The organism is Aquitalea aquatica, from assembly GCF_013911085.1.
Classification (GTDB): Bacteria; Pseudomonadota; Gammaproteobacteria; order Burkholderiales; family Chromobacteriaceae; genus Aquitalea; species Aquitalea aquatica.
In genome coordinates, this window is the sequence record NZ_JACERN010000036.1 from 1 (window position 1) to 22,826 (window position 22,826).

At 59.5% G+C, this 22,826-nt stretch carries 13 protein-coding genes, 1 tRNA gene and 1 pseudogene; 11 read left to right on the plus strand and 4 right to left on the minus strand.

Annotated elements, in window-relative coordinates; all coding sequences use genetic code 11:
* The first annotated feature begins 313 nt into the window (after positions 1-313).
* A pseudogene (locus H2Z84_RS14545) lies at positions 314-1,465 on the plus strand (IS3 family transposase).
* 532 nt (positions 1,466-1,997) lie between these two features.
* On the opposite strand, the gene H2Z84_RS14550 reads toward H2Z84_RS14545, so the two are convergent.
* Positions 1,998-2,088 (minus strand) — tRNA-Ser (locus H2Z84_RS14550).
* A 204-nt stretch (positions 2,089-2,292) separates the two neighbouring features.
* Here H2Z84_RS14550 and H2Z84_RS14555 point away from each other — a divergent pair.
* The 4 genes from H2Z84_RS14555 to H2Z84_RS14570 all read left to right on the plus strand — a co-directional run bounded on the left by H2Z84_RS14555 (position 2,293) and on the right by H2Z84_RS14570 (position 8,958).
* Positions 2,293-2,817: a GNAT family N-acetyltransferase gene (locus tag H2Z84_RS14555; protein ID WP_181836627.1), complete on the plus strand. Its 525-nt coding sequence runs from the start codon at positions 2,293-2,295 to the stop codon at positions 2,815-2,817.
* 330 nt (positions 2,818-3,147) lie between these two features.
* Entirely contained in the window at positions 3,148-6,342 is a 3,195-nt protein-coding gene (locus tag H2Z84_RS14560; protein WP_181836628.1) for an efflux RND transporter permease subunit, read from the plus strand.
* 9 nt (positions 6,343-6,351) lie between these two features.
* Positions 6,352-7,521, plus strand: a complete 1,170-nt coding sequence (locus tag H2Z84_RS14565) for an efflux RND transporter periplasmic adaptor subunit (RefSeq protein ID WP_181836629.1) — start codon at positions 6,352-6,354, stop codon at positions 7,519-7,521.
* 3 nt (positions 7,522-7,524) lie between these two features.
* Positions 7,525-8,958: an efflux transporter outer membrane subunit gene (locus H2Z84_RS14570; RefSeq protein WP_181836630.1), complete on the plus strand. Its 1,434-nt coding sequence runs from the start codon at positions 7,525-7,527 to the stop codon at positions 8,956-8,958.
* A gap of 70 nt (positions 8,959-9,028) precedes the next feature.
* Here H2Z84_RS14570 and H2Z84_RS14575 read toward each other — a convergent pair whose 3' ends face one another.
* Both H2Z84_RS14575 and H2Z84_RS14580 read right to left on the minus strand, forming a co-directional pair.
* Positions 9,029-9,679, minus strand: coding sequence for a hypothetical protein (locus tag H2Z84_RS14575; protein WP_181836631.1), 651 nt, complete (start codon positions 9,677-9,679; stop codon positions 9,029-9,031).
* Between the two features lie 168 nt (positions 9,680-9,847).
* Positions 9,848-14,659 (minus strand): NAD-glutamate dehydrogenase, encoded by a 4,812-nt coding sequence (locus tag H2Z84_RS14580; protein WP_181836632.1) that lies wholly within the window; start codon positions 14,657-14,659, stop codon positions 9,848-9,850.
* 526 nt (positions 14,660-15,185) lie between these two features.
* Between H2Z84_RS14580 and H2Z84_RS14585 the strand changes: the two genes are divergently transcribed.
* The 6 genes from H2Z84_RS14585 to H2Z84_RS14610 all read left to right on the plus strand — a co-directional run bounded on the left by H2Z84_RS14585 (position 15,186) and on the right by H2Z84_RS14610 (position 20,261).
* Positions 15,186-15,950, plus strand: a complete 765-nt coding sequence (locus H2Z84_RS14585) for an ABC transporter substrate-binding protein (protein ID WP_181836633.1) — start codon at positions 15,186-15,188, stop codon at positions 15,948-15,950.
* A 98-nt stretch (positions 15,951-16,048) separates the two neighbouring features.
* On the plus strand, positions 16,049-16,813 hold the full coding sequence (locus H2Z84_RS14590) for an ABC transporter substrate-binding protein (protein ID WP_181836634.1): 765 nt from the start codon (positions 16,049-16,051) through the stop codon (positions 16,811-16,813).
* Between the two features lie 67 nt (positions 16,814-16,880).
* The gene (locus tag H2Z84_RS14595; protein ID WP_103526400.1) at positions 16,881-17,570 is read left to right on the plus strand and encodes an ABC transporter permease; all 690 of its coding nucleotides are present in this window, start codon (positions 16,881-16,883) and stop codon (positions 17,568-17,570) included.
* Positions 17,567-18,298 carry an ABC transporter permease gene (locus tag H2Z84_RS14600; protein ID WP_103526398.1) on the plus strand — a complete coding sequence of 244 codons (732 nt, stop codon included), beginning with the start codon at positions 17,567-17,569 and terminating at the stop codon, positions 18,296-18,298. The genes H2Z84_RS14595 and H2Z84_RS14600 overlap by 4 nt, the downstream gene beginning before the upstream one ends.
* An 88-nt stretch (positions 18,299-18,386) precedes the next feature.
* Positions 18,387-19,184: an ABC transporter ATP-binding protein gene (locus H2Z84_RS14605; protein WP_181836635.1), complete on the plus strand. Its 798-nt coding sequence runs from the start codon at positions 18,387-18,389 to the stop codon at positions 19,182-19,184.
* A gap of 153 nt (positions 19,185-19,337) precedes the next feature.
* A complete protein-coding gene (locus H2Z84_RS14610; protein WP_258869420.1) occupies positions 19,338-20,261 on the plus strand; it encodes a GlxA family transcriptional regulator in 924 nt (307 codons plus the stop codon).
* Between the two features lie 67 nt (positions 20,262-20,328).
* Here H2Z84_RS14610 and H2Z84_RS14615 read toward each other — a convergent pair whose 3' ends face one another.
* Positions 20,329-22,449, minus strand: coding sequence for an ATP-binding protein (locus tag H2Z84_RS14615; RefSeq protein WP_181836637.1), 2,121 nt, complete (start codon positions 22,447-22,449; stop codon positions 20,329-20,331).
* Positions 22,450-22,826: the final 377 nt, after the last annotated feature.

Genomic DNA, 22,826 nt, shown 5'->3' on the forward strand with positions numbered 1-22,826 from the left:
GCATTGACGTAGACGCGCTCGCCGCCGCGCCCGAATTCGGCCTGGCCCAGTTGCCCCTGCCCCCCTAGTGCCGACAGCGACCCACCCAGCAGACCCAGACCTGAATTCGATACCACTGCAACCATGAACGGCTCCTCAACCTAACGGCGTATAACGTTGACGAAGAGCCTTATCTGGGGAAAACGGGAAAAGTTTAGGTTGCGGTGAAAAAATTTAGGCAAGCCTCAGTTTTAATCGCAGAAATTCAAACAGAATCGCCCCTCCTTTCCTAGACACCTCGAGAGCCTCACACTAGGCCCTACAAGGAGGTGTCATGAGCAAGCCACGTTTCCCCGAAGAGTTCAAAATTGAAGCGGTCAAACAGGTAACCGAGCGTGGTTACCCCGTGGCCGAAGTCGCCAGCCGCCTCGGCGTCTCTGCCCACAGCCTGTATCAATGGCTGAAACGCTATGCCCCCAAGCGCGCCACACCGGTCGAATCTGCAGACCAACAAGCCGAAATTCGACGCCTCAAGGCAGAGCTCAAACGGGTCACCGAGGAGCGCGACATCCTAAAAAAGGCCGCCGCATACTTTGCCAAGGAGTCCGGGTAAGGTATGCCTTCATCCGGGCCAACGCGCAGCAATTTCCAGTTCGACGACTGTGTTGGGTCATGGCAGTGCACCCCAGCGGCTACTACGCCTGGAAAGCATCCCCGTATTCACCGCGAGCGGGTGAAGACCAGCGCTTGCTGGGGCACATCAAGCAGGCTTGGCTCGAAAGTGGCGGTGTCTATGGTTATCGCAAGGTGCATGACGACCTGCAGGCTCAGGGAGAGCGCTGTGGCAAACATCGTGTGGCACGACTGATGAAGCAGGAGGGCTTACGTTCGCAGACGGGTTACCACCGGCGTTCTGGACATTACAGCGGCCGTCCGGCTGTGGTGGCACCTAACCACCTGCAACGCCAGTTCACCGAGAATGAGCCAAATAAGGCCTGGGTGACCGACATCACTTATATCCGCACGCATGAGGGGGGGGTTGTACCTGGCGGTGGTGCTGGACCTGTTCTCTCGGCAGGTGATTGGCTGGTCGATGCAGTCACGTATCGATAGAGAGCTGGTGCTGAATGCCCTGTTGATGGCGGTATGGCGACGTCAGCCCAAGCAGGAAGTGCTGGTGCATTCGGATCAGGGAAGTCAGTTCAGCAGTGACGACTGGCAAGATTTTTTGAAGGCCCATCGCTTGGTACCCAGCATGAGTCGGAGCGGGAACTGCCACGACAATGCTGTGGCGGAGAGTTTCTTCCAGTTATTGAAGCGGGAGCGAGTCAAGCGAAAAACCTATCACGACAGGGAGGAAGCTCGTCGTGACATCTTCGATTACATCGAGATGTTCTACAACCCGAAACGTCGGCATGGTTCCGCAAACGGGCTATCGCCGGTAGAGTTTGAGAAGCAATATTTCCAACGGCTCAAGAGTGTCTAGAGAAGCCGGGGCGATTCATAATGACCAAATTGGCAGAAGCCAAAGCTCGTCTCGCAAAGAATGAAACTTAACAACCCGGTCAAACGAACCTGTAGAAGACCCGAGTTGTTCTTCCTGTCGCGCTTCGCGCGGCAGTCCGCAAGTCGCCGACCAACATGACACCCTGCCATCACGCCTGGTGTTTTCATTTTCAAGTAGCGGTAGAGCACAGAGACGCAAGACTGAACTACCCTCCTCCATCACAGGAAAAGGTAGCGGTAAGGAGGCGTTAGATTTTTGCGATCCGGCGACAAAAGAAGCGCAAATAGTGACAAAAACCCTGCAAATCGGCGGTGACAATTAATGTGCAAACGAGTGCCAAAACGGCCGCAAAGTTACACATAGCCAAGCGAATAGCTAGAATGAGAGATCAATCGGGCTGCGATTTACGGCTTGGAACACACCAGTAGCGATGATGACAAGGCTGCCAGCCATGTAGCGAAATGCCCGGATTAGATGCAAAAAAGCCCGCAAAAGCGGGCTTTTTTTAATCTGGCGGAGAGGGGGGGATTCGAACCCCCGTTAGGGTATTACCCTAAACACGCTTTCCAGGCGTGCGACTTAAACCACTCATCCACCTCTCCAGATGGCCTGCTGCAGTGCTGCAACAGAGAGGGCAATAATACAACTACCGTCTGCCTTTGGCAAGATCCCAGCAAAAAAACTAGCAGCCTGCCAGGACCGCGCTACAGTCGCTGCCGCACAGGCCGCCATACTGTTGGAATTGATCGCAGCCAGGTCACCATGCAGTAAACTGGCCGACACCTTGTCCAGATACAAAGTCAATCATGCTCCCCATTGTTACCCCCAGGCTACGGTTGCGCGAATTCACCATGCAGGATGCTCCGCTGGTGCTGGCCCTGCTGACCGACCCCGATTTCATCCGCAATGTGACGGATCGTGGCGTACATACGCTGGAAGATGCCACCAACTATATCAGCCGTGGCCCCTTGGCCAGCTATGCACAGCATGGCATCGGGCTGTGGTGTATGGAACGTCTGGATGATGACCAAGCTGTCGGCATGTGCGGACTGATTCGGCGCGAAGGGCTGGCAGATGTCGACGTGGGCTATACCTTGTTGCCAGCATGGCGCGGGCTGGGCTACGCCAGCGAGGCCGCGACTGCTTGCGTGCAGTATGGCTTGACCCAATTGCAACTGCCGCGAGTGGTGGCCTATATCAATGCCGACAATCAGGCATCGGCACGCGTGCTGGCAAAGGCTGGCCTGCATGGCTGTGGGCCTTTCGACTTTCCCGGTAGCAGCGTGCCTACCCTGTTATTCAGCAGCGACGCGGCGGCCGCACAGTCCTAGTGCCTGCTGCTAACTAATCCATGCAATATTTAGCAACAATTTGCATGATTGTCGGACACTCGGCCGTAACCCGCATGGGCTATCATCGCAACTGGCAAAGCTGCCAACAGCGGCGGACAAAATCAGCCTTGCCTTCCTGTGGCAAGGCTGGCCGACACAGACAGTACATGGGCAGTAGGCCGCCGCAGGTTGTTGCTTAGCGGCGCTCAGGCCCTGGCATCCCTGTCAGGCTGCAGCACGCTGCAAGGCCGTGCCCACAGCCCTTTTCCATCTTGATGTGCGCCAACCGGCACGATCTGCCGGCAGTAGCATAGAAGGCAACACTACCCGATGTGGATTGTTGAAACGGCATTGCGCCGGCCCTATACCTTTATCGTGATGGCTATTGTCATCCTGCTGGCTACTGTTCTGGCGGTGTTCCGAACCCCGGTAGATGTGCTGCCGGAGATCGACATCCCGGTGATCAGCGTGATCTGGGGCTATAACGGCCTGGCACCGCAACAGATGGCTGACCGCATCACCCAGTCCAACGAGCGCATTCTCACCACCACGGTAAACGACATCGAGCATATCGAGTCCCAATCGCTCAACGGCATTGCGGTGATCAAGATTTTCTTCCAGCCCAATGTCAATATTCAAACCGCCATTGCCCAGGTGGTGTCGGTATCGCAAGCGGTAGTGCGGCAGATGCCCACCGGGACCACGGCGCCGTTGGTGATCAAATACACCGCGTCCAGCGTGCCGGTGGTGCAACTGGGCATGTCCAGCAAAACGTTGTCGGAGCAGGATGTGTTCGATGCTGCGGTGAATACGCTGCGTCCGCAATTGGTGACCATTCCCGGCGTGGCCATTCCCTACCCCTATGGCGGCAAGGTGCGATTGCTGTCGGTGGATCTGGATCTGGCCGCCATCACGGCCAAGGGCATGACACCAGCCAATGTGGTCAGTGCCATCAGCAGCCAGAACCTGATCCTGCCGGCGGGCACGGCCAAGCTGGGTGATACCGAATTCAACATCGGCCTGAATGGCTCGCCCACCACCATTGCCGGGCTCAACAACATTCCGGTACGCAGCAGCAATGGCGCCACCACCTATCTGGGCGAAGTGGCACATGTGCGCGACGGCTATTCGCCGCAAACCAATATCGTGCGCCAGAACGGCCAGCGCGGGCTGCTGCTGTCGGTGTACAAGAATGGCGGGGCTTCCACGCTCAGCGTGGTGGACAATCTGAAAAGTCTGCTGCCCACGGTAACGCCCTTGCTGCCCAAGGGCATTGCGGTTTCGCTGCTTGCCGACCAGTCGGTATTCGTCAAGACCGCTGTGCAGGGGGTGATCCACGAGGCGCTGATTGCCGCCGCGCTCACCGCCATCATGCTGCTGCTGTTTCTGGGTAACTGGCGCACCACGTCCATCATTGCGGTATCGATTCCACTATCCATTTTTTCCTCGGTCATCCTGCTGCATGCCGTGGGAGAAACCATCAATGTGATGACGCTGGGCGGGCTGGCACTGGCAGTGGGCATTCTGGTGGACGACGCCACCGTCACCATCGAAAACATCGAACGCCACCTGCATATGGGGGCGGATTTACACACCGCCATTCTGGATGGCGCGGGTGAAATTGCCATCCCGGCCCTGGTTTCCACCCTGTGCATCTGCATCGTGTTTGTGCCGATGTTCTTTCTGGAAGGCGTGGCGCGCTATCTGTTTGTACCGCTGGCCGAGGCGGTGGTGTTTGCCATGCTGGCTTCCTATGTGCTGTCGCGCACCCTGGTGCCCACGCTGGCCCTGTTGCTGATGGGCCATCAGGGCCGCAGCGGGCGGGTTACGGCCTGGATTCACCAGGTACACCAGCGCTTCAACCGCCAGTTTGAAAAGCTGCGCAGCGTGTATGTGTTACTGCTCAGCCATCTGTTAACCCACCGTCGCCGCTTCATGGCCGGCTTTCTGGCTTTCTGCCTGCTGTCCTGCGGCCTCTACCTGCTGCTGGGGCGCGACCTGTTCCCCACGGTGGACACCGGCCAGATCAAGCTGCACATGCGCGCGCCCACCGGCACCCGTATCGAAAACACCGCCAGGCTGGCCGATGGCGTGGACAATGCCCTGCGCGAAATCATTCCGGCCGCCGAGCTGGACACCATCATCGACAATATCGGCCTGCCCTATTCCGGCATCAATCTGTCGTACAGCAACTCTGGCACCATCGGCACGCTGGATGCGGACATCCTGATTTCGCTCAAGCCTGGCCACCAGCCCAGCGCCGACTACATCGAGAAAATCCCGCCACTGCTGGCCAAGCGTTTCCCCGGCGTGGAGTTCTTCTTCCAGCCGGCAGACATCGTCACGCAGATTCTCAACTTCGGTACTCCCTCGGCCATCGACGTACAGATTTACGGCAAGAACATGGTAGAAAACCATGCCTTTGCCGCCAGGCTGGCCGACCGCATCAAGGGAGTGAATGGCGCAACGGATGTCCATGTACACCAGCGCATGGACGCACCGGCCTTGAAGCTGAACATGGATCGCTCACGTCTGCAGGCCATGGGCATCAGCGCTGCCGATGTGGCGCAGAACCTGCTGCTGCCGCTGTCCGGCAGCCAGCAGACCCAGCCCACTTTCTGGCTGAACCCGGCTAATAGCGTGGTGTACAACATGCAGGCACAAACGCCGCAATACCGCATCAATGCACTGGACGACCTGCTACAGCTGCCGGTCAACCCCGCCAGCGCCAGTGGCAGCACCCCACAGCAGCTGGGCAATCTGGTACGGACCAGCCCGGCACGCGAAGCCGCCGTTGTCAGCCGCTACAACATCCAGCCCGCAGTCGATATTTACGCCAATGTGCGCGGGCGCGATCTGGGCTCGGTGGCCAGCGACATTCAGCAGCTGATCACCCGATCACAGGCCGAGCTGCCCAAGGGCAGCAAGATTGCCCTGCGCGGCCAGGTGGAAACCATGCAGTCCTCCTACACCGGGCTGGGGCTGGGCATTCTGGGGGCCATCGTGCTGGTTTACTTGCTGATCGTGGTGAACTTCCAGTCCTGGCTGGATCCCTTCATCATTATCACCGCCCTACCGGCTGCGCTGGCCGGTATCGCCTGGATGCTGATCCTGACCGCCACTAATCTCAGCGTGCCAGCACTGACCGGCGCCATCATGACCATGGGGGTTTCCACAGCCAACAGCATTCTGGTGGTGTCCTTTGCCCGCCAGCGCCTGCATGAAGGCCTGCCACCGCTGTCTGCCGCACTAGAGGCCGGGGCCACCCGCCTGCGACCGGTGTTGATGACGGCATTGGCCATGATCATCGGCATGATTCCCATGGCCATCGGTCTTGGCGAGGGCGCCGAGCAAAACGCTCCGCTGGGCCGCGCCGTGATTGGCGGCCTGCTGTTTGCCACCGTATCCACCTTGTTCTTCGTCCCGGTGGTGTTTGCCAGCTTTCACAGCCACCTGGCCAAGCGCCGTACACCCGCCGCTCCCGGCACAGACGACGACCGCCCGGCGCCGCCGGTACCAGTCTAGGATTTCACCATGACCAATCAGCGCCATGCCGAGCAGGGTGTGCCGGCATTTCACCACGATAGCCGCCCTGGCCTGGACGGCCGTGACAAGGTGGCACGCCGTGCCCGTACCGTTACCATCATCATCCTGCTGCTGTTGCTGGCCGGCCTGGGGCGCACCCTGCTGGCCAGGCAGGCCAGTGCTCATATCCTGGCTCAGCGGGCCAGCCAGAGCGCCGTCCAGCCAGTACGCGTGGTGCAGGCCCAGAGCAATCGCCATGACAACCAGCTCACCCTGCCCTCCACCTTGCAGGGCATCAGCGAGGCGGTGGTGTATGCGCGCAGCAGCGGCTATGTAAAGCAGTGGTTCAAGGACATCGGCCAGCCGGTGAAAAAGGGCGAACTGTTGGCCGTACTGGACACTCCCGACATCAACAAGCAGGTAGACGAAGCCGCGGCCAGCCACGAACTGGCGCGCATTGCCTACCAGCGCTGGAGCCGCCTGCGCGCACAGGATGCGGTATCACAGCAGGAATTCGACGAGAAGACCGCTGCCTACCAACAGACCGCTGCCAGCCTCAAGCGCCTGCGCGATCAGCAGGACTTCGGCCGCATCGTGGCGCCGTTTGACGGCATCGTCACCCGCCGCAACATCGACAACGGTAGCCTGATCAATGCTGGCAATGGCGGCAGCGGCCAGTCGCTGTTCAGCGTGGCTCAGGTAAACAAGCTGCATCTGTATGTCTACCTGCCGCAAGAGCGTGCCAGCCAGGTCAAGGTGGGCGACAGCGTCGACATCCTGGCCGGCGACAGCGCCACAACCGTACCGGGCAAGGTGGCACGCACCGCAGGGGCCATCGACCCGGCCAGCCGTACCTTGCAGGTGGACATCGTGCTGGACAATGCAGATGGCAAGCTGCTGCCCGGCCTGTACGTGGAAGCGCGTTTCAAGCTGAAAAGCCCGGCCGGACTCACCCTGCCCACCAACACATTGATATTCGGTGCCGAGGGCAGCCAGGTGGCGGTGGTGGATGAACACAACAAAGTGAAGCTGCAAAAAGTGCTACTGGGTACTGACTACGGCAAGGACATCGCCATCAAGGCCGGCCTGAGCGGCAAGGAGCGCATCATCCTCAATCCTTCGGACGCCATCCGCAACGGCCAGAGCGTGGCCATTGTCGCCAGCGGCAACAGCGAGTAAGCCATGCGCACCACGCCTGCCCTGTTGTCTGCCACCGTGCTGCTGGCCACACTCGCAGCCTGCTCCGCCATTGGTCCGGATTACCAGCGCCCCACCATGACCGACCTGCCCGCTAACTGGCAGGGCAGCGGCAGCTGGCACACCGCCAGCCCTGCCGACCAGCAGGCCAAGCAGGCTTGGTGGCAGCAATTTGGCGATGCCACGCTCAACCGGCTGGAAGCAGATTGCATCGCCAGCAATGCCACGCTAAAACTGGCACTGGCCCGCCTGCAACAGGCCCAGGCCCAGGCCGGCATCCATGCTGCAGCCAGCCTGCCCAGCGTCAGCACTGGTGCCAGCATCAGCCGCAGCCGCATTTCCGCCGAGCGCCCGCTCACCAACTACCAGTCCAGCAATAGCAGCACCATCCAGAACGACTACAAACCCACGCTGAACGTGAGCTACGAATTCGATTGGCTGGGCCGGGTAAGACGTGATGTAGAAAGCGCCAGGGCCAGTGCCGCGCAAAGCCAGGCCGACAGCGAAAACGTGCGCCTGCTACTGACCGCACAGCTGGCCAGCGCCTATTTCCAGCTGCGTCAGCTGGATGAAGAAAGCAGGCTGTTGCAGCAGTCCATCCAGCTACAACAGAAAGTGCTGCAGCTCACCGAAATCCGCCACCGCGAAGGACTGGACGCCGCCAGCGCACTAGCCACCCAGCAGGCCAGCCTGCAAGCGGCGCAAGCGCAGCTCAGCCTGCTGGGTAACCAGCGCCAGCAACAGCAAGACCAGCTGGCCACCCTGAGCGGCCATCCGGCCAGCGGCTTCCAGCTGGAAGCCGCCACCCTGCCCGCCCGTCCGCCGCAGATTCCGGCCGGGGTCCCGGCCGACCTGCTGCAGCGCCGCCCGGATATTGCATCGGCAGAACGCGCCATGGCCGCAGCCAATGCCCAGATCGGCGTGGCCAACGCAGCCTGGTTTCCGCAGTTCACCCTGTCGCCAAGCTATATCGGCTACGAATCTGCCCAACTGGCCAAGCTGATTTCCGCCCCCGCCCTGGTCTGGGCGCTGGGCCTGCAGGCTGGCCAGACGCTGTTTGACAATGGCAAGACCCGCGCTGGCATCAACTATGCCGAAGCCGGCTACCAGGCCGCTGCCGCCAGTTATCGCCAGACCGTGCTGCAAGCCATGCAGGAAACCCAGGACGCCCTCTTCACCCTGCAAGGGCTGAGTCAGGCCAGCCAGCAACAAGGCTTGGCGGTCAGCAGCCAGCAGCACGCTTACGATATTTCCCTGCTGCGCTACCACGAGGGGCTGGATAACGCCCTCACCCTGGCCATCAACCAGCAAAGCCTGCTCAGCGCTCAACGCCTGCAATCGCAGCTGCGCGGCAGCCAGTTTGTCTGGAGCGTCAACCTGCTGAAGGCATTGGGGGGTGGCTGGCAGGCTCCGACCTGAAGCCCGCATTTCCAAACGCGTACAAAAAAACCCGCCAGTTGGCGGGTTTCGTTGTGGCATCACACATGCATCACGGCTGCACGCGCAAATCCTGCAAGCCGTCTTCTGCCGGCACATCGACATAGCGGATCAGGCCCGGCAAACCGTCTGGCAGCGCCTGCTCGGCCGGCGCGCCTTCCAGCAAGGCCAATACCGGCTGCAATACCACCTGGCGCAGCAGGCCTTCGTCGACACTCAGCGCATCCAGCCGCAGGCTGTAGGTCCACTCGTCGCCAAACGGCGATTCGTCGTCCTCCCAGCGCAGCAGGCGGCCAGCCTGATTCAGCCACGGCTGCCAGCCGGTGGCTGGGAAACCGACGTAGGCGTCGTAATCGAAGCTGAATTCACAGGTCCAGTGCGCGATATGCAGTACCGCACCCAGTGGCTGTGCGGTGCTCTCCAGCAAGGGGACACCATCACCCGCCAGGCTGATCTGGAAATCGAGGAAGGCCACAATGGTGTCCTTGCGCTTTTTCTTTTGCAGCAGCGGCAGGCTGCAGCACAGCGCCAGGCGCGATTCGCCGCGCTTTTGCTGCTCGGTGAGCGGCTTGCCCACGGTGCACAGCCCGCTGGCCGGCAAGGCCTGCTGCAGTAATTCAATCAGCGCCTGCTCCAGCTGCTTGGCCTTGCGCCAGGCTTGTTCCGCATCGCGGGCGGAGGCATCGGCCTGTGTGTTCTGCATCTTGTATTCCAGTCTGTTCGGCATGATGGATGCCGTAGTCAAGTGCGGATGATAGCCGGATTTACCCGTTGCCGTCCGCCGCTTCGCGCAAATCCCCCGGCATTTTCTGCTGATGGACATAAAAAAACCGGCCCCTGAGGGCCGGTTTGTTCACATTGCCTTGGCTGATCAGGCCAGCAGGTGGTTGTTGAGCTCGCGCATACCGGCCGACAGCATGGCCAGATCCAGCACACTGAAGGACTGCAGCTCGGCAAACATCTGGTAGCACAGCTCCAGCTCGCTGCGGCGCTTGGCCAGCCAGGCATCGGCAAAGGCTTTGTCACCCGAGGCTTCGCTGAACGCCAGCTTGGCCAACTTGCGATGCAGGCGATACAGGTCGTCACGCAGCGCGGAGCGGGCCAGCGACTGCCAGCGGTTGTCGCGCGGCAGGCCGGTAATGGCGTCGCGCAGCCAGTCCAGTTGCAGGTTGCGTCCCAGCTGGAAGTAGTTTTGCGCTACTTCGTCCAGCGACAGTTCGTCGCCTTCGCTGATTTCGATGATATCCATCAGCGGTACGGCAAACTCCAGACGCGCCAGCACGCTGGCCAGTTCCTCCGGCATGTTGGGCAGGCTCAGGCGGGCTTCCAGTTCGGCCACAGCCGGGTACTGTTTGGCATCCACCAGGGCCGGCAGACGCGCCAGCAGGGCCTGTACCTTGCCGGCGTACTGTTCGATCACCGCATTCACCGAGGTGAACGGACGCTTGTTGCGCAGCACCCAGCGGGTAACGCGCTCGATCAGGGTGCGCACCAGCACCATCATTTCCATTTGCTGGTCGGCCGGCACCAGGTTGTCCAGCGCCTCGATACGACCCCACAGGGTGTCTGCATCGAACACGCGGCTGGCAATCCACCAGGCACGGGCGATGTCGGCAGCAGAGAACGGCGACTCTTCCTGCAGACGGAACACGAAGGTGGTGCCCATGCGGTTGATGATCTGGTTGGCCAGCTGGTTGGCAATGATTTCGCGACGCAGCTGATGCTGCTGCATCTGCGCACCAAAGCGCTGTTGCAGCGGCTGCGGGAAGTAGTTCACCAGCACCGGCAGGAAGTCGGCGTCATCCGGCACATCGGTCGCCAGAATGGCCTGGTCCAGCGAAATCTTGCTGTAAGCCAGCAGAACGGCGATTTCCGGCACGGTGAGACCCTGACGCGCCAGACGGCGTTCGTTGATCTGGGTTTCCGACGGCAGGTATTCGATTTCGCGGTTCAGCTCGCCCGTCTTTTCCATGTGCGAAATCATGCGCGCATGGGTGGACAGCATGGAAGCCGCTTCCAGGCGCTTGATCGCCAGGATCTGGGTTTGCAGCACGTTGTTGCGCAGCACCAGATGGCCCACTTCGTCGGTCATTTCCGCCAGCAGCTCATTACGCTGTTTCAGCGTCATGTCGCCAGCCTGCATCACCGCACCCAGCAGGATCTTGATGTTGACTTCGTGGTCGGAGCAATCCACACCAGCGGAGTTGTCGATGGCGTCGGTGGCGATACGGCCGCCAGCCAGCGCGAATTCGACACGGCCCAGCTGGGTGCAAGTCAGGTTGCCGCCTTCGGCCACCACACGCGCTTGCAACTGGTTGCCATTGACACGTACCGGGTCGCAGGCGCGGTCACGGGCGTCGGCATGGCTCTGGGTAGAGGCCTTGATGTAAGTACCGATACCGCCGTTGTACAGCAGGTCGATCTTGGCCTTGAGGATTTCATGGATCAGCTCGTTCGGCGCCATGCTGTCCTTGTCGGTTTCCAGCCAGGCTTTGACTTCAGCCGACAGCGGAATGGACTTGGCCGAGCGCTCGAAAATGCCACCGCCCTTGGAAATCAGCTCGCGGTTGTAATCCGCCCAGCTGGAACGCGGCAGATTGAACAGGCGCGCACGTTCGGCAAAGCTGGTCTTGGCGTCCGGAGTCGGGTCCAGGAAGATGTGCAGATGGTTGAACGCGGCCTTCAGGCAGATGTGTTCGGACAGCAGCATGCCGTTGCCGAATACGTCGCCAGCCATGTCGCCAATGCCGATCACGCTGAAATCCTGTTCCTGGGTGTTGATGCCCAGATGACGGAAGTGACGCTTGACCGATTCCCAGGCACCGCGGGCGGTAATGCCCATGCCCTTGTGGTCGTAACCGGCTGAACCGCCGGAGGCAAAGGCATCGCCCAGCCAGAAGCCGTAGGATTCGGAAATGCCGTTGGCGATGTCGGAGAAAGTCGCCGTGCCCTTGTCGGCAGCCACCACCAGATACGGATCATCCGGGTCCAGACGACGCACATCCTTGGGCGGAATGATCTGACCGGTTACCAGGTTGTCGGTGACATCCAGCAGTGCGGAGATAAAGATCTTGTAGCAGGCGATACCTTCGGCCAGGAAGGCTTCACGGTCGCTCGGTGCCGGCAATTGCTTGCCAACAAAGCCGCCCTTGGAGCCCATCGGCACGATGACGGAGTTCTTCACCATCTGCGCCTTCACCAGGCCCAGCACTTCGGTACGGAAGTCTTCCATGCGGTCAGACCAGCGCAGACCGCCACGCGCTACCTTGGAGCCGCGCAGATGCACGCCTTCCACACGCGGGCTGTACACCCAGATTTCGAACATCGGGCGCGGCTGCGGCAGGAATGGAATCTGGTTGGATTCCAGCTTGAAGGAGATATAGGACTTGAATTCGCCCGCTGCATCCTTCTGCCAGAAGTTGGTACGACGGGTCGCCAGAATCACCGCCAGGAAGCCGTTCAGGATGCGGTCTTCGTCCAGGTTGGCCACATTGTCCAGTTGCTCTTTCACTTCTGCCAGCAAGGCATCGGCGCGGGCATCATCGGCATGGGCCGGGTCCAGACGCGCCACAAACAGCGCCACCAGACGACGGGTGATTTCCGGATAGTTGGCGACGCACTGTTCCAGATAGTTCTGGCTGAAGGTGAGGCCGCCCTGACGCAGATACTTGGCCAGTGCGCGCACCAGCGAGATTTCACGCCAGTCGAGGCCAGCAATCAGCGCCAGACGGTTGAAGCCGTCGTTTTCACAGCGCTTGGCAAATACCTGGGCCAGCAGCTCCTGGAAGTCCTTTTGCACAGCGTCGACCGACATCTGCTCGAAGAAGGCCCCCACGTCCAGGCCGAAATCGCTGATCCACACCGAGGAGCCGTCTTCACGCTCGACCCGGTAAGGATGCTCGTCGCTCACCTTGACGCCCATGTTTTCCAGGATGGGCAGGCTGGCGGACAGGCTCATCGGCTCGCCTTCGCGGAACAGCTTCAGATTGAAAGCCTGATTGCCGCGATGGAAAGGACGGTACAGCTTCATCGCCAGCGGGTGACCGGCCGACACCGATTCCAGCAGTTGCACATCCAGCACGGCATTGCGTACGGCGAACTCTTCGCGGTAGGACAGCGGGAAGGCGGTGCGATAGCGCTTGAACAGCAGGTTACCGGCTTCTTCGCCATGTACTTCCACCAGCTGCTGGTGCATTTCTTCTACCCAGCCGCGCACCAGACGGGCAATTTCCGCCTCGATGTCGGATTCACGGAAGGCCGGCAGCTTGGAAGCATTGGTACGGATGATGTAATGCACACGCGCCAGCGAGCTGTCGCTGATCTGCACGCTGAATTCGGCCGAGTTGCCATTGAAGGCAGCCATCAGCACTTTTTCGATTTTCAGGCGCACTTCGGTGTTGAAGCTGTCACGCGGCACGTATACCAGGCTGCTGACATAACGGTGGTAGCGGTCCTTGCGCACGAACAGGCGCACGCGCGGGCGCTCTTGCAGGCTGACGATGCCTTCGGCGATCGGGCCCAGCACATCCGCCGGGATTTCAAACAGCTCGTCGCGCGGGTAGCTTTCCAGCACGAAACCCAGGGTCTTGGCCTTATAGCTGTCGTCCACGTAGTCGCAGTTGGCCACCACATTGGCCACTTTCTGGCGCACCAGCGGAATGTCTTTCGGCGAAGCCTGATAGGCGCTGGCGGTATACAGGCCGAGGAAGCGGCGCTCGCCGATCACTTCACCCTTGTCGTTGAAACGCTTGATGCCGACAAAGTCGACATAGGCCGGACGGTGGATGATGGAGCGGGTTTGCGATTTGTTCAGGATGATCAGCTGCGGCAGGTGCGCCAGTTCGCGCAGTTCTTGCGGCAGGGTTTCAAAGCTGGCGGAGTATTCCTTGTCACCCTGGTCGCGCAGGATGCCCAGGCCCGAATCCTTGACGATCTTCAGGCTGTCCTTGCCGTCGCGCTTGACCAGGTCGTAATCGCAATAGCCCATGAACAGGAAGTGATTGGCAGCCATCCAGCCGAGGAAATCCACGGCTTCCTTGGCTTCAACCGCACGTTCGCCCTTCACCTTGGCCAGGTCCTTGCCAATATCGCCCACCACGGCGCGCATTTTCGGCTCGTCGCTCACCACCAGACGGATGTCGGCAATGATGCGGTTCAGTTCGGCTTCCAGCTTTTGCAGGGTGGCGGCATCGCTGACGCGGTCGATCTGTACGTGGATGAAGGATTCCAGCGGCAGGCTGCGGTCCTGCGTGCGCTTGATTTCCTGCAGATTGCCATTCTTGTCGCGACCAACCGACAGCACCGGATGCACCAGCAGGTGCAGATTGATGTTGTAGCGCGACAGCAGCATGGAGATGGAGTCGATCAGGAAAGGCATGTCGTCGTTGACGACTTCAATCACCGAATGGGTGCTCTGCCAGCCATCACGCTCGAAATCGGGAGTATAGATGCGTACCTTGTGCTGGCCGGGGCTGCGCTTGCGGGCGAACTCGAAATGGGCCAGCGCGGCACCGAACAGGTCCAGCGAGGAAAACTGGCGCAGGTCGGCGTGCTCGGTTTCTTCGAAGTAGATCGGGAAGAAACCGGCGAGTTGTTGTGTCTCCTTGGATGAAAGCTTGCTCTGTGCAACGGCCTGGATATCAGCAATCAGGCTCGCCAGTTCGGTCTTGTTGGTAAGCGACATGGGGCTTCTCTTGTTGTATGCACGGTTTGTGTCGGGGCATTGTAGTAACCCCGCTACCATCGGGATTTCCTTAATGCGACACCGACTTACAGAAAGATGGGATGCAGTGCAGCATGAAAAAACCGCCGCATGGGCAGGGCTGGTTTTTCTCCCACTATTTGCCTTATAGCAATGCGACAGCCAATTACAAAATGGCTTGCACAGCCTACATTGTATACAATCCGACAATCAATAGTTAAGTGCATGATTTTGATGACGTTTCACTTTGAATACAAATAGGGGTAAAATGCGCCCCTTCGCAATTTTGGGCTATCCGCCGCAAATGCGACTGATTGTTGGGCTGGACATTTCCTGCCACCATTGCCTGGCGTCTTCACAGGAGGCGTATGCAGGCATAACAACAACAGGTTCCGGCCGCGCTATCGTACCCGTTACGGCAGCCATCCCATCCACGCCGGGTTTACAAAGTAAGACCATGAGAAAGATCGCACGATCTTTCTTTGCCATGCGAGAAGCAGAGACACATATGAAGAAGGCCATTTTTGCTGCTGCAGTTGCAGTCAGCCTGTCCGGTTTTGCCGCCCATGCCGAAACCATCCGCTTTGGTGTAGACCTGAACTACCCCCCGTTCTCCAAACAGGGTGCCGATGGCAAGCCGGAAGGTTTTGACATCGACATGGCCAAGGCACTGTGCACCGCCATGAAAGTAAGCTGCCAGATCGTACCGCAGGACTGGGACGGCCTGATTCCCGCACTGAATGCCAACAAGTTCGATGCCATCCTGTCTTCGATGCAGATCACCGACGAGCGCAAGAAGGCCGTCGACTTCAGCAACAAGTACTACAACATCGCCAGCCGCATCATTGCCAAGAGCAATACCCAGGTCACCCAGACCGCCTTCAAGGGCAAGAAGATCGGCGTGCTGCGCGCCTCTACTCAGGAAAAATTCGCCCGTGACTTCTGGGGCAAGAACGGTGCCACCGTCGTGGCCTATACCAAGTCGCCTGAATCCTTCCTCGATCTGAAAGCCGGCCGCGTGGACGCCGTCTTTGTTGATGGCGCAGTGGGCGAACAGGAATTCCTCAAGACCGACGGCGGCAAGGGTTACGCCTTTGTCGGCCCCAACTATGCCGACGTGAAATACTTCGGCCTGGGTGCGGGCATCGCCGTGAAAAAGGGCAACCAGGCGCTGACCAGCCGCCTGAACAAGGCCATCGAGCAGATCCGCAAGGATGGCAGCTATAAGAAAGTACAGGACAAGTACTTCCGCTTTGACGTCTACGGCGGCTAACACGGCAAGCCCTGCCCTGTGAAGCCATCCCCTGCCGGCGGCACGCTCGCCGGCAGGTATCGCCATACATAACAACGACAAGACACACCGGAGAAACCATGTTCAAGTCCCTCATGGTGCTGGGCGCGTGCGCGCTCGGCATGACTGCGGCCGCCCACGGCGAAACCCTGCGCTTTGCCACCGATGCCAGTTACCCACCGTTCTCCCAGCAAGGCCCTGATGGCAAGATGAAGGGCTTCGACCCCGACATCGCCCAGGCGCTGTGCACTGCCATGAAAGTGACTTGCGAAGTGGTGCCGCAAGACTTCGACGGCATCATCCCTGCCCTGCAGGCCCGCAAGTTCGATGCCATCATCGCCTCGATGAACATTACCGAAGAGCGCAAGAAGGTCGTCAGCTTCTCCAACAAGTACTACAACATGCCCAGCCGGCTGGTCGCCAAACAAGGCAGCCAGATCAACGACGCCTGGTTCAAGGGCAAGAAGATCGGCGTGCTGCGCTCGTCCATCCAGGAAAAATACGCCCGCGACAACTGGGTGAAGCTGGGGGCGAAACTGGTGTCCTATGCCAAGGCCCCGGAATCCTTCCTCGACCTGAAGGCCGGCCGCGTGGATGCCAGCTTTGTCGATGCCGCAGTGGGTGAGTCCGACTTCATCAAGACACCGTCCGGCAAGGGCTATGCATTCGCCGGCCCGGAATACAACGAGGTGAAATACTTCGGTGAAGGCGCGGCTGTTGCCGTACGCAAGACCAACCAGGCCCTGCTGGCCCGCATCAACAAGGCATTGCAGCAGATTCGCGCCGACGGTAGCTACGACAAGATCCAGAAGAAATACTTCAGCTTCGACATCTACGGCAAATAAACCGTTGCGGTGGTGACGGCAGTTCGCTGCCGTCACCGTCCCCTCCCGGGAAACACAGGGGTAGTACATGTTTTTACACGGATATCTTCCCAGCATCCTCGACGGAGCGGTGCTGACGCTGAAGCTGGCCGCGGCTGCGCTGGCGGTTTCGGTGGTACTGGGCCTGATTGGCGCCATGTTCAAGATGGCCCCGTCCAAAGCCTTGCGTACGCTGGCCGAGCTCTATTCCACCGTGGTACGCGGCGTACCGGATCTGGTGTGGATGTTTTTGCTGTTCTTCGGCGTACAGATGTTGCTGAACGATGCCGCCACCGCCATGGGCTGGGCGGCACCGGACATCGACCCCTTTATCGCCGGGGTGCTCACGCTGGGCTTCATTTTCGGTGCCTACATGACCGAGACCTTCCGCGGTGCCATCATGGCGGTGCCCAAGGGACAAATGGAAGCCGGTGCCGCCTATGGCATGGGGCCGCTGCGCATCTTCCTGCGCATCACCTTTCCGCAAATGGTGCGCTTCGCCCTGCCCAGCTTTACCAATAACTGGCTGGTACTGGTGAAATCCACCGCGCTGGTATCGGTGATTGGCCTGAATGACGTGATGTACCGCGCCGACGCCGCCAAGTCCAATACCCAGGAGCCGTTTACCGTCTATATGCTGGTGGCACTGATCTTCCTGGTGATCACCAGCGTGTCCAACATCCTGCTGGGCATGCTGGAGCGCCGCTACTCCACTGGTCTGAAGGAGAACGGCCTGTGATCGACTTTCACCTGATTCTGGACAAGCTGCCGGCCTTTCTGGGCGGAGCCGATGGCCAGCCGCTGCTGAGCACCAGCGATGGCATCGTGATGACGCTGCAACTGCTGGGTGCATCGCTGCTGCTGGGCATGCTGCTGGCCATTCCGCTGGCACTGGGCCGGGTATCCAAAAACCGTCTGCTCTCCGGCAGTGTGTGGCTGTATACCTATGTGTTCCGTGGCACGCCGCTGCTGGTGCAGCTGTTCATCATCTATTACGGCCTGTCGCAGTTTGATGCGGTACGGGACAGCTGGATGTGGCAGTACCTGCAAGATGCCTGGTTCTGCGCCATTCTGGCCTTCACCCTGAACACCGCTGCCTATACCACGGAAATCATCGCCGGCCAGATCCGCACCACCCACTGGGGCGAAATCGAAGCTGCACGTGCCATGGGCATGAGCAAATGGCTGATGATGCGCCGTATCGTGATTCCCTCTGCCCTGCGTCGCGCCCTGCCGGCCTACAGCAACGAAGTGATCATGATGATGCAAAGCACGGCGGTAGCCGGCCTGGTGACACTGGCCGATATCACCGGCGTGGCCCGGCGCATTTACAGCGACACCTATATGGCCTTCGAGCCCTTCCTGGTGGCCGGCGCCATCTATCTGGCACTGACTTTTCTGTTTGTCTGGCTCTTCAAGCAGGCAGAGCAACGCTGGCTGGCCTATCTGGCTCCGCGCAAGCATTGACAGCGTGGGCGGCAATGGTGCCGCCCTCTTTCAGCAATAGCCACCATTCCATGGTGGCAGATGAAACCTTAAAACAAGGGTTGCAAGCATGAAACAAACCAACGCAGCACCAGCCACCGACATCAAACTGCGCGTTGCCGACCTGCACAAGAGCTATGGCAGCCACGAAGTCCTCAAAGGCGTATCACTCACCGCCCATGCCGGCGATGTAATCAGCATCATCGGCTCGTCCGGCTCCGGCAAGAGTACCTTCCTGCGCTGCATCAACATGCTTGAACACCCCAATAGCGGGCAGATCCAGCTGGGCGGCGAAGAACTGCAACTGGTGGCCGACAAGAAAACCGGCGCACTGCGTGCCGCCAGCCACAAGCAGCTGGAACGCATCCGCACCAAACTGGCCATGGTATTCCAGCACTTCAATCTGTGGGCACACATGACCGTGCTGGAAAACATCATCGAAGCGCCCATCCACGTACTGGGTCTCTCCCGCGACGAAGCCATTGCCCGCGCACGCAAATACCTGGACAAGGTGGGGCTGAAGGATGTTGAGGGGAAATACCCCTCTCACATGTCCGGCGGCCAGCAACAGCGTGTCGCCATTGCCCGCGCCTTGGCGATGGAACCGGAAGTCATGCTGTTTGACGAACCGACATCCGCACTGGACCCGGAACTGGTTGGCGAAGTGCTGCGGGTGATGCAGGATCTGGCACGTGAGGGCCGCACCATGGTGGTGGTGACCCACGAAATGGGCTTTGCCCGCGAGGTGTCCAACCACGTGATTTTCCTGCACAAAGGCAAAATCGAAGAGCAAGGCAACCCCAAGGAAGTGCTGGTCAATCCGCAAAGTGAGCGGCTTGCACAATTCCTCTCCGGCAGTCTTAAATAAATCGTACAATGCCTGACAGATAGCAGCGTCATGCCAAGCACGGCATGACCTGCTTTTTTGGTATAGTGCTCACTTTTTTTGGAAAACATGGGTCATCCAATGCACGCTGCCAAACCGTTACGCTACGGTTTTCTCCTGCTTCCGCACGCTTCCATGGCCGATTTCGCCATTGCCAGCGAAGTGCTGACCCGGGCCAATCAGCTGGCCGAAAAAAAACTGTACGAATTCTTGCCGTTATCTCTCAACGGCCTGCCCGTCGCCATGTCCAACGGCCTGAAACTGCCGGTGGATCTGCCGCTGGCCTATGCGCCCAAGCTAGACGGCCTGTTCATCTTGGCCGACGACATCACCATTGAAGTCAATCTGGACGAATTCCTCAAAAGCATCAGCGGTCTGCATACCGACAAGCTGCCCATCGCCGGCATTGGCTGCGGCAGCTACTGGATGGCCCGCGCCGGCCTGCTCAACGGCTTTCGCGCCACCATCCACTGGCAAGAAATCAGTCGTTTTACCGAGGAGTTCCACGAGGTCATCGTCTCGTCCAATCTGTACGAGATCGACCGCAGCCGCATGAGCTGCGCTGGCGGAGCGGCAACGCTGGACTTCATGCTGTCGTTAGTGGGCAGCCTGCATGGTCATGAATTCACCGCACGCCTGTCGGAAATGTTCAGCATCGAACGGGTACGCCCAGGTAACGAACGCCAGCGCATTCCGCTAGCCACCCGCATCGGCGGCAGCCAGCCCAAGCTGACCGAGGCCGTCAGTCTGATGGAAGCCAATATCGAAGAACCGCTGACCACCGATGACATTGCCTACTATGTCGGCGTGTCGCGTCGTCAGCTGGAACGACTGTTCAAACAGTACCTCAGCACGGTGCCATCCAAATATTATCTGGAACTGCGCCTGAGCCGGGCGCGCCAGCTGCTGCAGCAAACCAGCAAGTCCATTGTGCAAATCGGCCTGGCTTGCGGCTTTTCCAGTGGCCCGCATTTCTCCAGCACCTACCGCAACCATTTCGGCATCACCCCACGGGAAGAACGTGCCCAGCGCACCCAGGTGGTGGTAGAACCACGCTGAAGCCTCGTTCAATACCAACAGCAAGAGCCGCATTCGCGGCTCTTTGTCTATCTCTCTGATTGCTCGGCTAACTGGCAGACGGCTCTTGTACTGGCGCAGTCACCGTCTGCGACAGCGGCAGCTCGATACGGAAACAGGCACCGCTGGCCGGAATGTTTTCAGCGCAGATCAGTCCGCCATATTGCTCGACAATGGTCTGGCAAATCGACAAGCCCAGCCCCATGCCGTTCTGCTTGGTCGAGAAGAAGGGATGGAACAGCACTTCCAGCGACTCCGGCGAAATGCCACGGCCGGTATCGCGCACCTCCAGAATGGCTTTTTTACCCTCACGCCGGGTATGAATGATGATATGGCGCTTCATCACCGGTTCGTCGCGTAGCGCATCCATCGCATTGGACAGCAAGTTCAGCACCACCTGCTCCATCTGGATGCTGTCGGCCATCACCGCCATCGGGTAGACCGACAACAGCTGCACCATCTCGATGCCACGTTCTTTCAGGTCGTACTCGGCAAGGAACATGCAGTTCCCCACTACCTGGTTGAGGTCGATCAGCCGGATTTCCATCGCCCGCTTGCTCACCAGGGCCCGCAAGCGCTTGATGATTTCCCCGGCACGATCCGCCTGCGCCACCGCCAGCCTGAGCGCTGACTCCACCTGCGGGCGGCTGTCTTCACCAAACTCCAGCAGCTGCAGCGAGGCCTGACAGTAATTGGAAATGGCGGTAAGCGGTTGATTCACCTCATGCGCAATACCGGAGGCCATTTCCCCCATGGTGTGCAGGCGCGCCACATGCGACAGTTTTTCCAGATGTTCCTTCACTCGCAGCTCGCTGGCCTCAAGTGCCTCGGCGGCGCGCTGCCGCACCGGTCCCATATCGCGCAGCGCGCACACCACGCCGGTCAGGCTGCCATTACGCGAGAACAGGGGTGCAATCGCTCCCTCCACCAGCCGCACATGCCCTTTGGCGGTTGCCAGCTGCATGCGTTCGGGCAACTCCACGGTGTGCGCGGCACGATAGCATTCGCTGACCGGGTCTTCAGCCAACTCGGCTGACAGCTCGCCAATCAAGCGGAATACATTCAGGAAAGGCTGGCCAATCACTTCCTCCCGGCTCATGCCCAACAGGGTCAGCGCCATCGGATTAGCCATCTCAATCTTTTGTTGCGGATCCAGTGTGATTACGCCATCGTGCACAGCATTCAAGGTCACTGCAGCGCGCTCGCTCTGCAGGAAAATCGCCTCATCCGCCTGACTTTGCGCCCTCTTCATCGCCTGCCGCTGGCTATAGATCAGCCATAGCGAAATCACCAGCGACAAGATCAGCCCCTCCCGCAACAGCAAACCACCCAGCTTGAAGTCACTCAGCAGCACATCCTTGCCAACCCGCAGCACAAATGGCTGCGACTCACTGACTAGCGGCAGGCTCAATTCCAACCGTGACAAGGCAGGCAGCCAGCGCCCGGCTTCCGCATGTTTGCCATGGGCATTAAAAATCGCACGACTGCTGTCCGCAGACAGAATCGACAAATCCAGCTCTGCCGGCACGCCTTCCGCCGGCGAGATGTTGAGCAACTTCTCACAATACACCACCAGCGCTACCACGCCGACCAGTTGGCCACGGCCGGCAACCCCGGCGGCGCCATTTGGGCCCAGGAATACCGGCTGCATCAACAGGTAAACCCGTCCACCCTCATACAGATCAAACGGTGCCGAGGCCAATTTGTGGCCACTCTGCATTGCCTTGAGCATATCAGCGGTAAAGCGTGGCTCATGCAGCACATCAAAGCCGTATACCGAACTGGCTGCAGGAATATCAGGCTCTATCATGGTCACCACCAGGTGCTGGTCGCGCACGGGCGCAGGCACCCAGCTGCGACGCCCGACAATATCGAAGTCACGGATAAAAAAGGTAGCTCCGAAGCGCTGCTGCATTTCGTCCAGAAATGCTTGCCGGTTATCACGGGTCACATTCTGGAAGAACTCCACGGTATACAACTGGGGATAATGCGACAGAATCTGGTGTGAAAATGCCTTGAGAACAGGCATGTCGAACTTCTGCCGCGTCATCAGCAGCGCATCCAGAGCGGCAAGCACTGATTCATTCTGATCCAGCTTGCGCGCAATCACGCCATGCGCCAGCCTGGCACTGCGATCAAAATCTTCCTGTATGCGCTGATATTCGGACATGGCCCACTGGATCCCGACCATGAGCGCTACACCCAGCCATAACAGAACAAAAAGGTGCAATCGTTTACGCAGGAATTCGGCCAAGGGAGTCTTTCTGGACTAGCAGCAGGAAACGCCGCCAGCAGGATGACGGCCTAGATAGCAAAGATTGCGTATTGTAACGTCACCGAGCCATCTGTTACAGCGTAGTACTGCTTAGCCCCCCATTGGGTCCTCGGCCAGGGTGATTCCGCGCCATGGCCCCCCGAACGCACCGCCATGCAAAAAGCCCAGCTCGATTGAGCTGGGCTTCTAATGGGGAGTCTGGCGGTGTCCTACTTTCACATGGCGAATGCCACACTATCATCGGCGCTAAGGCGTTTCACGGTCCTGTTCGG

Coding starts and splice junctions, on each gene's coding strand:
- H2Z84_RS14580 (WP_181836632.1), bottom strand. CDS start 14,659: ATGTCGCTTACCAACAAGACCGAACTGGCGAGCCTGATTGCTGATATC.
- H2Z84_RS14585 (WP_181836633.1), top strand. CDS start 15,186: ATGAAGAAGGCCATTTTTGCTGCTGCAGTTGCAGTCAGCCTGTCCGGT.
- H2Z84_RS14590 (WP_181836634.1), top strand. CDS start 16,049: ATGTTCAAGTCCCTCATGGTGCTGGGCGCGTGCGCGCTCGGCATGACT.
- H2Z84_RS14565 (WP_181836629.1), top strand. CDS start 6,352: ATGACCAATCAGCGCCATGCCGAGCAGGGTGTGCCGGCATTTCACCAC.
- H2Z84_RS14595 (WP_103526400.1), top strand. CDS start 16,881: ATGTTTTTACACGGATATCTTCCCAGCATCCTCGACGGAGCGGTGCTG.
- H2Z84_RS14615 (WP_181836637.1), bottom strand. CDS start 22,449: ATGTCCGAATATCAGCGCATACAGGAAGATTTTGATCGCAGTGCCAGG.
- H2Z84_RS14575 (WP_181836631.1), bottom strand. CDS start 9,679: ATGCAGAACACACAGGCCGATGCCTCCGCCCGCGATGCGGAACAAGCC.
- H2Z84_RS14560 (WP_181836628.1), top strand. CDS start 3,148: ATGTGGATTGTTGAAACGGCATTGCGCCGGCCCTATACCTTTATCGTG.
- H2Z84_RS14610 (WP_258869420.1), top strand. CDS start 19,338: ATGGCCGATTTCGCCATTGCCAGCGAAGTGCTGACCCGGGCCAATCAG.
- H2Z84_RS14570 (WP_181836630.1), top strand. CDS start 7,525: ATGCGCACCACGCCTGCCCTGTTGTCTGCCACCGTGCTGCTGGCCACA.
- H2Z84_RS14605 (WP_181836635.1), top strand. CDS start 18,387: ATGAAACAAACCAACGCAGCACCAGCCACCGACATCAAACTGCGCGTT.
- H2Z84_RS14555 (WP_181836627.1), top strand. CDS start 2,293: ATGCTCCCCATTGTTACCCCCAGGCTACGGTTGCGCGAATTCACCATG.